Below are 14,496 nucleotides of genomic sequence, written 5' to 3'. Positions count from 1 at the left end.
CAGCTCCGGGTCAGAGGATCGCGCCGGGGGCGTAGGCGGCGGCCTCGGGGTGCTGCTCGGCGATCTCCCCGATCCGGGCGACCACGGCCGCGACCTGGTCGGCGGCCGCACCGGTGAAGGACAGCTTGTCCGCCATCAGGGCCTGGAGCTGGGCCTTGTCCAGTGGGATGCGCTGGTCCGCGGCCAGCTTGTCCAGCAGTTCGTTGCGCTCCGCGCCCTGCTCGCGCATGGCCAGCGCCGAGGCGACCGCGTTCTCCTTGATCGCCTCGTGCGCCTCCTCGCGGCCGACCCCGGCCCGCACCGCGCCCATCAGGACCTTGGTGGTGGCGAGGAAGGGCAGGTAGCGGTCGAGTTCGCGGGCGACCACGGCGGGGAAGGCGCCGAACTCGTCGAGGACCGTCAGGAAGGTCTCCAGCAGGCCGTCGAGTGCGAAGAAGGCGTCCGGCAGCGCCACCCGGCGGACCACGGAGCAGGACACGTCGCCCTCGTTCCACTGGTCGCCGGCCAGCTCGCCGGTCATCGAGGCGTAGCCGCGCAGGATCACCATCAGGCCGTTGACGCGCTCGCAGGAGCGGGTGTTCATCTTGTGCGGCATCGCCGACGAGCCGACCTGACCGGGCTTGAAGCCCTCGGTGACCAGCTCGTGCCCGGCCATCAGCCGGATCGTCTTCGCCAGCGACGAGGGCGCGGCGGCCAGCTGCACCAGCGACGTCACGACCTCGTAGTCCAGCGAGCGCGGGTAGACCTGGCCGACGGAGGTGAAGGCCTGCCCGAAGCCGAGGTGGGCGGCGATCCGCTGCTCCAGCTCGGCGAGCTTGCCGGCGTCCCCGCCGAGCAGGTCGAGCATGTCCTGGGCGGTGCCGACCGGGCCCTTGATGCCGCGCAGCGGGTAGCGGGAGAGCAGCTCCTCGACCCGGGCGAAGGCGACCAGCAGCTCGTCGGCGGCGGTCGCGAAGCGCTTGCCGAGCGTGGTGGCCTGCGCGGCGACGTTGTGCGAGCGGCCGGCCAGGACCAGCTCGGCGTGCTGGGCGGCCAGCGAGCCCAGGCGCGTCAGCACGGCGACCGCGCGGTCGCGCACCAGCTCCAGCGACAGCCGGACCTGGAGCTGCTCGACGTTCTCGGTCAGGTCGCGGGAGGTCATGCCCTTGTGGATCTGCTCGTGCCCGGCCAGGGCGTTGAACTCCTCGATCCGGGCCTTGACGTCGTGCCGGGTGACCTTCTCCCGCTCGGCGATGGAGGCCAGGTCGACGGTGTCCAGCACCCGCTCGTAGTCGGCCAGCGCCTGCTCGGGGACGGCCACCCCCAGGTCCTTCTGGGCGCGCAGCACCGCGAGCCACAGCTTCCGCTCCAGCTTGACCTTGTACTCGGGGGACCACAGCACGGCCAGCTCCGCGGAGGCGTAGCGGCCGGCCAGGACATTGGGGATGCGAGGCTTCGCAGACACAGCAGTCACGTGGTCAGAGTCTACTGGCGGTTTGCGCAGGCCAGCGCCCCGGTCCCGGCTGTGCTTTCCTACAGCCCCCGGGCCCGGCGCGGGCGCGTGCCTCCGGGCCGGCGCCGTCAGTCCGTGTCGTCCTCCGCCGTGCGCTCGCCCTCCGCCTGGGACGGCTGGGTGCGCATCGTCTCGGGGTGCCGCGGTTCGGCCGGGTCCCGGTCCTCCTCCAGCCGCTCGCCCTCGGCCTGCGACGGAGTCGTGTACTCGTCGTAGTGGCTCATGGCCGCCTCCGTACGAACGGAACGTATGCCGACAGAACGAGCGTAACGCCCGGGACGGGCGGGTGGCCGGGCCGTGCCCGGCCCGTCGGGGCCCCGGTGCCCCTCGTCCGCCCACGGCAGGATGCCGCTGTGGGAGGCGCTGTTGGTCGTCGTCGTGTTCGTGGGCTTCTTCGAGTACCTCGGTCACCGCGGCGTCCGGAAGCTGCGCCGGCGCTTCGGCTAGGGGTTCCGACGGTCCGTCGGTGCCGGGGTGGGACTCGCGCCTTCCACTTGCACCGCGCGCCAGCCGGTCACCGGGCCGGGGTCGGCGCGGTCCGCCGGGGTGATCCAGAAGGCGGTGCCGAGTTCGGCGTCGTACTGGGCGCCGCTGCGCCCGTCGCCCGTGGAGCGCCCGGTGAGCCGGCGGCCGATCCACGGCACCAGGTGCGCGCGGGCGAACCGCAGGTCGGCGGCGCGCCGGTCGGCCCAGCGGGGCGGGACGGCGGGCGGCAGCGGTGCGTCCCAGTCCGCGGCGGCGGGCAGTCCCAGGGCCTGCCAGACCGCCTCGGCGACCCGGCGGTGCCCCTCGGCGTTGAGGTGCAGCCGGTCTTCGGCCCACAGGCGCGGATCGGCCAGTGCCTGCGACGCGTAGAGGTCCACGACCACGGCGTCGTGCCGGGTCGCCAGCGCGTCGACGGTCGCGAAGAGCCGCTCCATCCGCGGCCGGAACCGTTCGAACACCGGTCCGCGGCGGCCCGGGCTGCGCATCAGCACCAGTTGCCCGCCGCCGCGGGCCAGTACGTCCGCGCAGTGGGTGAGCCGTGCGCACACCCGCTCCACGTCGCACGAGGGGCGCAGCACGTCGTTGAGTCCGCCGACCAGCGTGACCAGGTCGGCGCCCATCGAGGCGGCCGGTCCGCACTGCTCGTCGGCTATCTGGTCGATGAGCTTGCCGCGCACGGCGAGGTTGGCGTAGCGGAAGCCGGGCGGGTCGCCCTCGGTGGGGGCCTCGTCGGCCGCGGGTCGTCCGAGCGCCGCGAGTCGGGCGGCGAGGAGGTCCGCCCAGCCCCGGTAGGAGCCGTCCCCAAGGCGGTCCGACATGCCTTCGGTGAAGCTGTCGCCGACCGCGACGAAACTGGTGTATGGCACATTCATCTCCATGGCGCGGTGATCCTATCCCGCGGTGTACGGTCGACGGCGGCCGGAGTGCCGGCCGCGCAGCGGTGCGGAAAAGACAGAGGTGGGCGTGGGATGAGTCCTCGGCGGAGTACGGACCCCGAGGCGGCGACGTTCACCGAACGCGCCCGTCGGCAGCAGCTGATCGACTGCACCGTCGACCTGATCTCCAGCCGCGGTTTCCCCTCGACCTCGCTGGCCGCGATCGCCGAGCGGGCCGGGGTCTCCAAGGCCGCGGTGCTGTACCACTTCTCCTCGAAGGACAACCTCACCCGCGCCGCGCTGACCCAGGTGCTGGAGCAGTTCGGAGGGTACGTCCGGGAGCGGGTGGAGCGGGCCCCGGACCCGCTGGCCGCGGTCGTCGCCTACGTCCACGCGATGATCGACTACCAGCGGGACCACCGCCGCCAGGTCCGGGTGATCACCGAGATGCTCCTCGACGACGCCGGCGGCACGCGCCTGAAGACCCCCGGGCAGCACGACACCTACGGCCGCTGGCAGGCCCTCGCCGCCCTCCTGGAGGAGGGGCAACGGGCCGGAGTGCTGCGGGAGTTCGAGCCGCGCGCGGTGGCGCTGGCGATCGGCGGCGCGATCGACGGGGTGATCGGGCACTGGCTCGACCACCCGGACCTCGATCTGGACGCCGCCGCCGCCGAGTTGGAGACCTTCACCCTCAACGCCGTGGCGCGCCGGGACTGACCCGCGCGAAGTCCGGGGTCGGCTCGGGCCGGACGCCGATGCCGCCGAGGTAGCCCGTGACGGTGCGCAGCGCCGGTATCCGCCGCAGCAGCTGCATCGGCAGCGGCAGCCGGTCGCCGCGCAGCGTCCCGGCGAGGGCGGAGCGGATCATCGCGTGCTCGCCCTGCTGCGACTTCTGCACCACCCCCATCGGCCACTCCCGCCGCCGCTGCACCCGGGCCAGGTCGTCGCTGCCGACCGTGCCGCGGCGCAGCGGCCCGGCCAGGAGCCGGGCGGCGGCCACCGCGTCCTGGAGGGCGAGGTTGACGCCCACCCCGCCGACCGGCGACATGGTGTGCGCGGCGTCGCCGAGGCAGAGCAGGCCGGGCCGGTGCCAGCGCCGCAGCCGCCCGAAGGTGACCTCCAGCAGCTTCACCTCGTCCCAGGAGCCGATGGTGTCGGTGACCGCGGCGTCCCAGCCGAACAGCGCGCCCAGCCGGTCCCGCAGCCACTGGACGTCGTGCCGGCGCAGGGCGGCGTCCTGCCCCTTGCCGATCAGGTAGGACGTCTGGAAGTAGGTGCCGCGGTCCATGGTGACCGCGGCCTGGCCGCCGCCGAACCGCGCGAAGACCCGGCCGCCCTTGAGCGCGTCGGTCGGCGCGTCCACCCGGACCTGCCAGACGTCCATCGGGACGTCGAAGTACCGCTGCCGCATCCCGGCCGCCGCGCGGACCGGCGAGTCCCGGCCGTCGCAGGCGAAGGTCAGGTCCGCGGCCAGCTCGCCGCGCGTGCCGTGGGCGTCGACGTAGTGCACCCCGGTCACCCGGCCGCCGTCGGTGCGCAGTCCGGTGGCCCGGGTGCGCATCCGGAGGGTGAAGGAGGGTTCCGCGGCGGCCGCGTCGGCGAGCAGGTTGAGGAAGTCCCACTGCGGGACCATGGCGAAGTACTTGTGCCGGCCGGGGATGCGCCGCAGGTCGGCCATCACCACGGTGGTGTCGCCGATCTGGGCGCGCAGCTCCGCCAGCTTCGGGAACGGCAGCGCGGCGAACCGCGCGCCGAGGCCGAGGTCGTCGAGCAGGTTCAGGGTGGACGGGTGGACGGTGTCGCCGCGGAAGTCGCGCAGGAAGTCCCCGTGCTTCTCCAGGACGGTCACCTCGACGCCGGCCCTGGCCAGCAGGAGTCCGAGCATCATGCCGGCCGGGCCGCCGCCCACCACGCAGCATGTCGTGCGGTCCATGGTGTTGCCCCCTCGTCGCGTGCGCGTACGGATGCGTGACCGGGCGGTCGTCGTGTCCCCGACACGCGACTGACCGATCGGTTAGTAATCTAACCGATCGGTCAGGGGGGGGGGCTGGGCGCGGGGCCCACCGGGCGCCGGTGCCGTCGTCGGCCCGATGCTCCGGCGGGCCGGCGATCAGGCCGCGGGGCGCTGGAGCACCAGCTCCCGCAGCACGTCCTCCATGGTCACCAGTCCGGCCAGCCGGCCGTCGTCGCCGATCACCGCGGCCAGGTGCGTCCGGGAGCCCCGCATCGCGGTCAGCACGTCGTCCAACGGCGTGGCCGCCCGGACCCGGGCGATCGGGCGCAGCGCCGACACCGGGAACGGCGCGGTGCGCGGGGCGGTGTCCAGGGCGTCCTTGACGTGCAGGTAGCCGAGGATGCGCTCGGTGTCGTCGACGACGGGGAAGCGGGAGAAGCCGGACGCGGCGGCCAGGTGCTCCAGCTCCTCCGGGGTGGTCCCCATGCGGGCCGAGACCACCGAGCCCACCGGGAGCACCACGTCCCGCACCGGGCGGCGGCCCAGTTCCAGGGCGTCCCGGAGCCGTTCCTGGGCCCGCTCGTCGAGCAGCCCGGCGGCCCGCGAGTCCTCCACCAGCTGGGCCAGCTGGGCGTCCGAGAAGGTGGCCGCGACCTCGTCCCTGGTCTCCACCCGCAGCAGCTTGAGCAGGCTGTTGGCCAGCGCGTTGACGGCGAAGATGACCGGCCGCAGGGCCCGGGTCAGCGCCACCAGCGGCGGCCCGAGCAGCAGCGCGGTGCGGACCGGCTCGGCCAGCGCCACGTTCTTCGGGACCATCTCGCCGAAGAGCATGTGCAGGTAGGTCGCCACCGCCAGGGCGATCACGAACGAGATCGGGTGGATCAGCGCGTGCGGGATCGCCACCGCGTCGAACACCGGCTCCAGGAGGTGGGCGATGGCCGGTTCGGCGACCGCGCCCAGCACCAGCGTGCACAGCGTGATGCCCAACTGGGCGGCGGCCAGCAGCGCCGAGACGTGCTGCAACCCCCACAGCACGCTGCCCGCCCGCCGGTCCCCGGCCTCCGCGTACGGTTCGATCTGGCTGCGGCGCACCGAGATCAGGGCGAACTCGGCGCCGACGAAGAAGGCGTTGACGACCAGCGTCAGCAGACCGACGAAGAGCTGGAGCGCGGTCATCGGCCGACCTCCTCGGCGTCCGGGGTGCCGAGCGGCGGGGCGTGCAGCAGCACGCGGGCGGCGCGGTGGCCGGAGGCGTCGAGCACGTCCATCGTCCAGCCCGCCACCTCCACCGTGTCGCCGCCCTGCGGGATGCGGCCCAGCTCGGTGGCGATCAGGCCGGCCAGCGTCTCGTAGGGGCCCTCCGGCAGCCGCAGTCCGATCCGGGCCAGCTGGTCGGTGCGGGCCGCGCCGTCGGCCTGGTAGACCGCCCGGCCGGCCGCGTCGGTGCCGGCCGGAGCCAGGTCCGGGATCTCCAGCGGGTCGTGCTCGTCGCGGACCTCGCCGACCACTTCCTCGACGATGTCCTCCAGCGTCGCGACCCCGGCGGTGCCGCCGTACTCGTCGATGACCACGGCCATCGTCCGACGGCCGGACAGCCGGTCCAGCAGCCGGTCCACGGTCAGCGTCTCGGGGACCAGCAGCGGCTCGCGCAGCAGCTCGGAGACCGGGTGCCGGGGCCGCAGGTGGGCGGGTACGGCGAGCACGTCCTTGATGTGCGCCACGCCGACGACGCTGTCGAGGTTGCCGCGGTAGACCGGGAAGCGGGACAGCCCGGTGGCCCGGGTCGCGTTGGCGACGTCCTCCGCGGTCGACTGCAGCTCCAGGGCCACCACCTGCACCCGCGGGGTCATTACGTTCTCCGCGGTCAGCTCGGCGAGGCTGAGCGTGCGGACGAACAGCTCGGCGGTGTCGGCCTCCAGGGCGCCCTCCTTGGCGGAGTGCCGGGCCAGCGCCACCAGCTCCTGCGGGCCGCGGGCCGACGCCAGCTCCTCGGCCGGCTCCAGGCCCAGGCGGCGCACGGTCCGGTTGGCGGTGTTGTTCAAATGGGTGATCAGCGGCTTGAAGGCGGCGCTGAAGCCGCGCTGGGCGGTGGCCGCCCGCTTGGCGACAACGAGCGGGCTGGAGATCGCCCAGTTCTTGGGGACCAGCTCGCCGACGACCATCAGGACGACGGTGGAGAGCGCGGTCCCCAGGACCAGCGCCACCGAGTCCGCGGCGGAGCGCGGCAGCCCGATCGTGACCAGCGGACCGTCCAGCAGGGTCGCGATGGCCGGTTTGGAGAGCATGCCGATGATCAGGCCCGTCACGGTGATGCCGAGCTGGGCGCCGGAGAGCTGGAAGGTCAGTCCGCGGACCGCCTTCAGGGCGCTGTCCGCACCGCGCTCGCCGCGGGCGGCGGCCCGCTCCAGGTCACCCCGCTCGACGGTCGTCAGCGAGAACTCCGCCGCGACGAAGACGCCGCAGGCCAGGGTCAGCAGGACGGCCACGGCCAGCAGGAGCAGGTCGGTCATCGGTTCACCTCCGTCCCATGGTCGGACACGTTCGGGAGGTTCGCGTCCCGTCGACGGGACGCACGACTACTAGGAGGCTCGGCCATGGCCGGACGCTCACACACCTTTCGCAGGAAGGGGAACCGGGAGTCCGTCACCCGGACATCCATGGTAAAGGATCGGCAAAGTCGGCGGTCGGGTCGGCGACCGGAGCCCCGGGAGGACGCGACGGAGCCCGCCCCGGCGGGGGCGGGCTCCTCGTGCGACGCTCGGCGCTCAGGCGTCCAGCGGCTTGACCCAACGGCTCCACTGCGGCTCCGGGGCGTACCCGGCGGCCCGCCAGGCGGGGTGCGCGGCGGTGTTGCGGTCCAGCACCATCGCGTCGCCGCGCCGCCCGCCGAGCGCGGCGAACCGCTCCTCGGCCGCCGCCAGCAGCGCACCGCCGATCCCGCGCCGGCGCTGGTCGGGCCGGACTGCCAGCCGGTACAGGTGGCACCGCCAGCCGTCGAGTCCTGGCTGCTCGAATAGATCTGCGCGTCCGGCCGCGTGACTACAAGGGCTTGACCCGGCGTCGCCAGTGGTCCTCGCGGTGATAGCCGCGCGTAGCCCACGTGTGGTGGGCCTGTTCGTCGACCTCTAGGACCATGGCGTCGACGCGTCGCCCGCCCACGGCGGCGAAGCGTTGTTCTGCGGCTTGCAGCAGGGCGGTGGCGATGCCTCGCCGGCGATGGTCGGGGTGTACGGCCAGTCGGTAGGCGGAGCATCGCCATCCGTCGAAGCCGGCTATGACGGTTCCGGTGAGTATGGCGTCGCGCTCCGCGAGGAGCAGGGCTTCAGGGTCTCGTGTGATGAGGCGGGTCACTCCGTCGTGGTCATCGCTGATGCTCGTTCCCTCCGCGGCTTCGCGCCAGAACTGCAACAAGGTGTTGATGTCCGAGAGGGTCGCGCAGCGGATGTGGAGATCACTCATGGGTTGAGTCAAGCAGAGCGCTGGTCCGGATGGGGAGAAGGGTGTTGTGGTGGAGTGCCCGCCCCGTAGGGGGTAGTCCGTTCACGTCGGACGAAATGTGCATCTCGAAACCGGGCTCTCCCTGACCCACGGGGCTTGGGCCTGCAAGTTCGCCCCGTTTTCGGCGCGGACATGAGCGGAGTCGAGGACCGCTTGTGGCGGGACGACCAGGTGCTGCCCGTCCATGAATTGGCGCGCCTTCCGGTGCAATTGCCCCACGGCCCAGCTCTGGGCCGGATGGGAATCCGGCGGTGGATAGTCGACTTCGATGCGTCGAACCAGAGAGGCGGAGACCGCCTCGTGATCGATTTCGGCGGTCCATCACCCTGCCGCCGATCGCGAGCCGGAGGCGGCAACGGCCTGGCGATCTCCCACACGCCTTCCGGCGTAATCGAACCCAAGGGGCCATTGCCCATGCCCGGCACAACTGCCAACTGGCCATGTAGGAGGTGTTCTTAGGTCTGAGGCTGCTTCGTAACCTCATGATGCGGTCGCCCCGGGCTCGAACTACCAGTTCGTCCGGCAGGTCCCGCAGGGCCCGGGCCGGGCGGGCGACGCCGGTCCCGGGATTGGCCATGATCGCGAATTCTGGGCGGGTGCAGCTGTCGTGATTCTCTGTCGCCGGACAGGTGATCCGGTCTCAGGTTCGAGGAGTCTTGGTCGTCGAGGTCGGTCGGAGGCGAGGGTTCGGGTATCCGGAGTTCTCCCACTTTATTTTGTAATGTCTCTGTCGGCACAGGTTTCCGGGCGGTCGGCGGGCTGGCACGATTCCCCTTCGGTTCGAGCCATACCCGGACTCTCGTGGTCGCTTGATCGATGCAGTAGGTGCATGTGCCCTGCCCACCCGAATTTCCGGCGCTTCCCATGCGAGCGGTACATCCGGGATGTTTCCTGCATTGCGTCTGGCGTAAGTCATGAAGTTCGAGGGCGGTTGCCTGGACGAGCCCACAAAATGACAGGTTGTCGAATTCCGTACGGTGACGACCGTAACCTCCTTGGCGTGTTCATGAACTCCCGTAGGGTCTGCGGGCCATCAACCGCATTCACAGGGGGTACACGGAATGACCAGGCTGATACGCACGGCCGCCATGGCGGCGGCCCTCGCCGGTGCCGTCCTCGTCCCGACCGCCACCGCGTCGGCGGCCATGTCGGGCTCCAGCACCGCGGCGGCCACTATCGAGTTCGCTGGAGGCAGCGCCAACGGGCTGACCATGGTCCAGGAAGCACCGAAGGGTACGAAGGCGATCCTGGAGGCCAACCCGTCCGCTGCCGCTGCCGCCGCCAACGTGTGCGGCTCCGGATACACCATCTCCGTCTCGGCCGCCCGCTACGGCACCTACGGCACCGTCTACACCTGGACGAACGGAAAGACCAGTGGCCCGAATGCCTACTACGACAAGCCGATCTGCGGAGTGTTCTTCAACGACACCGGCGCCGCCCGATACATGGGCATTCGCCTGAACGACAACTACACCGACACCCCGGCTGTGGAGGACTTCGGTACCTACTCCACTTACGCGGGGCCGGTGTACCAGAACAGGGGCTACTGCGGCACCGCCTACTCCTACATGAAGCAGCCCAATGGCACCGTCGTCGTGGACAACAAGCTTGGTGTCGGAGCATGCAACTAGGCTCCCCGGCTCGGCCGCACCTGTACTGGGTGCGGCCGAGCGTCGTTGCGGCCCTGACCGTTCTCGCTGCCGGATGCGCGGCCGGCACTCACGACACCGGCATGTCTGGCGTGACCGGTTCCGTGACCGCAACAGCGTCCGCGCCACCATCCACTCGCGCGACGCCGCAGCCCAGTGAACCGACTGAGCAGGCCGACCCCACGCCGTCGTTCACCCAGAGGGGCCGCACACGGATCCTTCGTTACGGCGACGTCGAGGTGGAAGCCACTCCCCGGGCGGACGGCGTACTCACCACCGTGACCGTGCGTAACACCACTGGCCGGCGTGCTGGTTACGAGGTGGCGGTCAGTATCGGCGACGGCAAGGACTGGGTGGCTTCCTTCACCTTCCGCCTGGACGCCCTCGCCCCAGGAGCCACGAAGTCCGGTACGGACACCGTCGGCGGTCCGCACCTCGGGCCCGTCCCGTCCGCGCCGAAGATCTACATCGATCACGTGAGCAACTACTGAGAGGAAACCGAGTGATCACCAGCAAACGACCGTGCTGGAACAGCAGAAGGAGGAGACAGGGAAACGTTCGGCGATGGGCTGTCCCCGTCGCCGCTCTGGGGGCAGCCTTATTAACCTTCCCTACGAGCCTCCCGGCCCAAGCCGCACCGTCCGGCCCACCGTATGGCGCTGCCAGCGGGCCCACGGATCAGGCAGGCGGCGGCAAGCATCACCCCGACCGGATCCCCGCCACGGACCGCAAGAACATCCTCGGTGCAGCGTCTGACACTGCAATCACCACAACCGGCGACACCAACGGATTCCACGTCCTGGTCGCCGACGCCGACAGCGGATACCGCTTCAAGACCGTGGCGACCCTCAGCGAAGAGGGCTTCGACGCCGACACCTGGATCGGCAACGCGTGCGTGACCGCCTCCGGAAAACGCGCCATCGTCGCCTACGCACCGCGCACCTTCACCAACAAAGCCGACCTCATGTCACGCGGCGCCTTCACCGCGGTGGTTGACCTGACTACCGGCAAGAGCACGAAACTCCCCGTACAGGCGTCTTTGGCCTACTTCTCGCCCGGCTGCGGGGCCGGGGAGGAAGCGGTCCTCTCACAGTTCACCGACGACGCCATGTCGGAGAACGCCACCCGTCTCATCACCGTCAACGTCGCCACGGCGACCGCCGGTAAGCCGCTGAAGCTCGCAGGACAGGTCACCTCCGCGATTCCCGATGGGCAGGGCGCCATCGTGGCGGCCGACGGTGCGCGCTTGGTCCGCATCGATTCCAAGGGCCATCGCACCGTGCTTGCCGACACCCACAACGTCCCCTTCCAGATCATGCGGGACACCTCCGGGGCTCTGACGTATCTCGACCGGCCCGGTCAGGAAAAGACCTCCGCCCAGAACAAGGGCAGCGTCTACCACCTGGCCCGGACCGAAAAAGCCAAGCCCTCCCTGGTCGCCACCGGCAAGCTTGCCGCACTCGACCTGGCCCGCTCGGCGAACGGAGAAGTATTCATCACCGGCAGCGCCGTGCTTGCAGCGAAGGCGCCGGCCCATGTTCGTGCCCCCGGCGGCCTCCCGAAGGGCGCACTTGTCTCGAGCAAGGGGCATGCGGCGCTGAGCACTGTTTGGGCGGACGGCAAGGACACCCGGATCCGTCCCGAGGAATACGGGACTACCCGCACCGTCAACACCACCCTGTACGTGACGGGCACCGGCAAGACCGCAACAGTGCAGACCAAGCCTGCAGCCGGCGGTGCTGGTACGCCCTCACCAGCCCTGGTCGCGCCCCGCAGCACAGTGAGCACCAAGAAACGCGTTGCCGCAGCAGGCGACCCGCACGATCCGGTTGAGAACGAACGCACCTGTGCGGTTCCTCGCAACGACCCCGACAAGCAGGCATACCAGCCCTCCCCCCGCCAGGTGGAGTGGGCCGTCAACCAGGCAGTGGTCAACAACCTGAACAAGTGGATCGACCGGGGAGCGGACTGGAAGGGCACCAACATGGCCGCCTACCGGCCCCAGACCCTCTTCCCGCTGCGGGTCCTGGACGGCGACCCCAATGGCAAGACCGACGTCGACGACCACTGGCACATTCCGTCGCAGGTCCTTTTGGGCGTCACCGCTCAGGAGACCAACATGTGGCAGGCCACCCGATACGCGGTCCCAGGCGTCACGGCCAACTCCCTGATCGGCAACTACTACGGCATCGACTATGCCCCTGACGGCGGTCAAAGCGACCCGTGGCAGATCCACTGGGATGACGCCGACTGCGGCTACGGCATCACCCAGGTCACCGACGGCATGCGTATGGCAGGCAAGGAGAAGCCGGGGGAGACCCCCAAGACCAAGGCTCAGCAGGAAGCCGCCGCTCTGGACTACACCGCCAACATCGCCGCCGGCGCCGACATCCTCGCCGAAAAGTGGAACACCACCCACGGAGCCGGGATGACCATCAACGACGGCCGCCCCGAGTACATCGAAAATTGGTTCTTCGCCCTGTGGGCGTACAACTCCGGCTTCTACCCGGAGTCCCAGAAGGACAAGAACAACGGCTACTGGGGCCTGGGCTTCACCAACAACCCCGCCAACCCGCTATGGAAGGCCAATCGCGGCCTGTTCCTCGAAGGCCCCACCGGCAAGGACGACTACTCTCAGGCAGCCCACCCACAGGACTGGCCCTACCCCGAGAAGGTCATCGGCTGGGCCGCCCGCCCCATCGAGGCCATGACCAAGCCGGGTGAGTTCGGCGCCGGTTACCGCCCCGCCTGGTGGAACGACACCGTCTCGCGCACCCGGGCCAAGCCGCCCATCGACCTGTTCTGCGACGCCTCCAACCACTGTGACCCGGGCAAGATCGGCGACAACGACTCCAACGCCCCCGGCGAGGGAGCCTGCCAGCTCGACAAGGACGAGGACGCACCCGACTACCTTCACTGCTGGTGGAACAAGAAAGCCTCCTGGAAAGACTGTGTCGGCAAGGCCCAGTGCGGTAACCCCATCGAGCGCTTCAACACCACCGACTACCCCGAACAGCCCGACGTGACCGACTCCTACCCACCGCGCTGCACTCCCGGTCTTCCTGCGGGAAGCTACGTCATCGACGACCTGGAGGACGGTGCACGTCCAGCAGGATCACCAGAACGCTCCTGCCCCAACGGCATCCAGTCCGATGGCAGCTTCGACTTCACCTTCACCGACTGGAAAGGCACCTATCCCGGAAAGATCGACACCCACCAGATCGGCGCCGGCTATGGCGGCCACTTCTACTTCTCCCACACCCGTGACAAGACCACAGGCCACCCCACCGATGCCGACGGCAAACGCATGTACATCACCGGCAAGTGGACTCTGGACAACGCCCCCCTCAAGGGCTGGGCGCGCGTGATGGTTCACCTTCCCGACCACGGCGCGCACACCCGCAAGGCCGCCTACGAGATCGGGGGAACCGACTCCACCGGCAACATCCGCGTTCTGCCTCAGCGCGTGGGCTCCAACAAGTGGGTTGACCTGGGCGTCTTCAACTTCACCGGCACTCCCAGCGTGTCCCTGTCCACCCACGAGCCCGGCGGCGACGGAGCCGAAGACGTGGCCTGGGACGCAGTGGGATTCACCCCTCTCAAGGCCAAGCCGAAGAACTTCGTCGTCGCCATGGGGGACTCCTATTCCTCAGGCGAAGGCGTTTCGGAATCCAACGGGGTGGACTACTACCACGAGACCGACGTTCTCGGCGATGACCCCAAGTTGCGCGACGCCTGCCACCGCTCCAAGAAAGCATGGTCGCGCCAGGCGACACTGCCAGGCACGTCCAAGCCGGTGGGGGAACTGGCCGATACGCGGGATCCCGATATGGACTACCACCTGATCGCGTGCTCGGGCGCAGTCACCGCCGACGTATCGGGAACAGGACAGCACTTCGGTGAGGCCCCGCAGATCCAGCAGGGATACCTGGACCAGAACACCACGCTCGTGACCATATCCATCGGCGGCAACGACGCCCGATTCACAAAGGTCTTCCAGGCCTGCGTACTGGGCGTGACCGGCGCCTGCCAGGACGACACACTCGACGGCGACCCGGGCCCACTCAAGGACTACGAACCCAAGATGATCAAGGAGCAGGTGCGTCCTGCGATCACCGCGACGCTCAAGGAGATCAGAACGAAGGCACCACACGCCAAGATCGTTCTTATGGGCTACCCCGAGCTGCTGTCGAAGGGCGGCGGTTGTATCCCCGCTATCGGCCAGCCCGAGGCGGCATGGATCAACGAGATGTCCGACGTGATGAACACCGAGATGAAGGGGGCAGCCGCGGACGCCGGTATGAACATCGTCTTCTCCGACCCCACCGCCAACTTCAAGGACAAGGGGGCCTGCGGCGACCCCGAAGACATCCACGCCATCGTCCTGGACAAGTCGCCAGGCGATGACCCCGACCTCACCGACCAGCCCGTCGGGTCCTCCACCCTTCACCCCAAGATTGCAGGGGCTCGGCTGTACGCCGACGCGCTGGAGAAGACCCTGAGCGCGGGATAGAAACAACTGCCACAAGCGATCGGACCGGG

Annotated in this window: 12 protein-coding genes; 4 read left to right on the top strand and 8 right to left on the bottom strand. The window is 69.9% G+C overall.

Annotated features, from left to right (window positions below):
• Window positions 1-10: 10 nt before the first annotated feature.
• The 3 genes from purB to ABD385_RS00385 all read right to left on the bottom strand — a co-directional run bounded on the left by purB (window position 11) and on the right by ABD385_RS00385 (window position 2,856).
• Window positions 11-1,444, bottom strand: coding sequence for an adenylosuccinate lyase (gene purB / locus ABD385_RS00395; protein ID WP_344573474.1), 1,434 nt, complete (start codon window positions 1,442-1,444; stop codon window positions 11-13).
• A 116-nt stretch (window positions 1,445-1,560) separates the two neighbouring features.
• Window positions 1,561-1,716, bottom strand: coding sequence for a hypothetical protein (locus ABD385_RS00390; protein WP_344572781.1), 156 nt, complete (start codon window positions 1,714-1,716; stop codon window positions 1,561-1,563).
• 219 nt (window positions 1,717-1,935) lie between these two features.
• The gene (locus tag ABD385_RS00385) at window positions 1,936-2,856 is read right to left on the bottom strand and encodes an SGNH/GDSL hydrolase family protein (protein WP_344572780.1); all 921 of its coding nucleotides are present in this window, start codon (window positions 2,854-2,856) and stop codon (window positions 1,936-1,938) included.
• Window positions 2,857-2,946: 90 nt separating this feature from the next.
• Here ABD385_RS00385 and ABD385_RS00380 point away from each other — a divergent pair, with 90 nt between their 5' ends.
• On the top strand, window positions 2,947-3,570 hold the full coding sequence (locus ABD385_RS00380; RefSeq protein ID WP_344572779.1) for a TetR/AcrR family transcriptional regulator: 624 nt from the start codon (window positions 2,947-2,949) through the stop codon (window positions 3,568-3,570).
• Here the strand turns inward: ABD385_RS00380 and ABD385_RS00375 are convergent.
• The 5 genes from ABD385_RS00375 to ABD385_RS00355 all read right to left on the bottom strand — a co-directional run bounded on the left by ABD385_RS00375 (window position 3,545) and on the right by ABD385_RS00355 (window position 8,266).
• The gene (locus ABD385_RS00375) at window positions 3,545-4,786 is read right to left on the bottom strand and encodes an FAD-dependent oxidoreductase (RefSeq protein WP_344572778.1); all 1,242 of its coding nucleotides are present in this window, start codon (window positions 4,784-4,786) and stop codon (window positions 3,545-3,547) included. The two genes, ABD385_RS00380 and ABD385_RS00375, sit on opposite strands and share 26 nt — an antisense overlap.
• Window positions 4,787-4,963: 177 nt before the next feature.
• Window positions 4,964-5,983: a hemolysin family protein gene (locus tag ABD385_RS00370; protein WP_344572777.1), complete on the bottom strand. Its 1,020-nt coding sequence runs from the start codon at window positions 5,981-5,983 to the stop codon at window positions 4,964-4,966.
• Window positions 5,980-7,317 carry a hemolysin family protein gene (locus ABD385_RS00365; protein WP_344572776.1) on the bottom strand — a complete coding sequence of 446 codons (1,338 nt, stop codon included), beginning with the start codon at window positions 7,315-7,317 and terminating at the stop codon, window positions 5,980-5,982. Before ABD385_RS00365 ends, ABD385_RS00370 begins: the two co-directional genes overlap by 4 nt.
• Window positions 7,318-7,572: 255 nt before the next feature.
• Window positions 7,573-7,890 carry a GNAT family N-acetyltransferase gene (locus tag ABD385_RS00360; protein ID WP_344573473.1) on the bottom strand — a complete coding sequence of 106 codons (318 nt, stop codon included), beginning with the start codon at window positions 7,888-7,890 and terminating at the stop codon, window positions 7,573-7,575.
• On the bottom strand, window positions 7,847-8,266 hold the full coding sequence (locus ABD385_RS00355; RefSeq protein WP_344572775.1) for a GNAT family N-acetyltransferase: 420 nt from the start codon (window positions 8,264-8,266) through the stop codon (window positions 7,847-7,849). The genes ABD385_RS00360 and ABD385_RS00355 overlap by 44 nt, the downstream gene beginning before the upstream one ends.
• 1,100 nt (window positions 8,267-9,366) lie before the next feature.
• Between ABD385_RS00355 and ABD385_RS00350 the strand changes: the two genes are divergently transcribed.
• The 3 genes from ABD385_RS00350 to ABD385_RS00340 all read left to right on the top strand — a co-directional run bounded on the left by ABD385_RS00350 (window position 9,367) and on the right by ABD385_RS00340 (window position 14,467).
• Entirely contained in the window at window positions 9,367-9,936 is a 570-nt protein-coding gene (locus ABD385_RS00350; RefSeq protein ID WP_344572774.1) for a hypothetical protein, read from the top strand.
• 302 nt (window positions 9,937-10,238) lie between these two features.
• Window positions 10,239-10,445 (top strand): hypothetical protein, encoded by a 207-nt coding sequence (locus tag ABD385_RS00345; RefSeq protein ID WP_344572773.1) that lies wholly within the window; start codon window positions 10,239-10,241, stop codon window positions 10,443-10,445.
• A gap of 11 nt (window positions 10,446-10,456) precedes the next feature.
• Window positions 10,457-14,467, top strand: a complete 4,011-nt coding sequence (locus ABD385_RS00340) for an SGNH/GDSL hydrolase family protein (RefSeq protein ID WP_344572772.1) — start codon at window positions 10,457-10,459, stop codon at window positions 14,465-14,467.
• The last annotated feature ends 29 nt before the right edge of the window (window positions 14,468-14,496 follow it).

The sequence above is a fragment of the Streptomyces lunalinharesii genome, assembly GCF_039532155.1.
In the GTDB taxonomy this organism is placed as follows: Bacteria; Actinomycetota; Actinomycetes; order Streptomycetales; family Streptomycetaceae; genus Streptomyces; species Streptomyces lunalinharesii.
Note: the sequence above shows the minus strand (reverse complement) of the source record. Positions and strands in the feature narration are given on the sequence as shown.

Excerpts from the sequence above, each read along its gene's own strand:
- ABD385_RS00385 (WP_344572780.1), bottom strand. The coding sequence starts at position 2,856 with ATGGAGATGAATGTGCCATACACCAGTTTCGTCGCGGTCGGCGACAGC.
- ABD385_RS00375 (WP_344572778.1), bottom strand. The coding sequence starts at position 4,786 with ATGGACCGCACGACATGCTGCGTGGTGGGCGGCGGCCCGGCCGGCATG.
- ABD385_RS00380 (WP_344572779.1), top strand. The coding sequence starts at position 2,947 with ATGAGTCCTCGGCGGAGTACGGACCCCGAGGCGGCGACGTTCACCGAA.
- ABD385_RS00370 (WP_344572777.1), bottom strand. The coding sequence starts at position 5,983 with ATGACCGCGCTCCAGCTCTTCGTCGGTCTGCTGACGCTGGTCGTCAAC.
- ABD385_RS00390 (WP_344572781.1), bottom strand. The coding sequence starts at position 1,716 with ATGAGCCACTACGACGAGTACACGACTCCGTCGCAGGCCGAGGGCGAG.
- ABD385_RS00365 (WP_344572776.1), bottom strand. The coding sequence starts at position 7,317 with ATGACCGACCTGCTCCTGCTGGCCGTGGCCGTCCTGCTGACCCTGGCC.
- ABD385_RS00355 (WP_344572775.1), bottom strand. The coding sequence starts at position 8,266 with ATGAGTGATCTCCACATCCGCTGCGCGACCCTCTCGGACATCAACACC.
- ABD385_RS00350 (WP_344572774.1), top strand. The coding sequence starts at position 9,367 with ATGACCAGGCTGATACGCACGGCCGCCATGGCGGCGGCCCTCGCCGGT.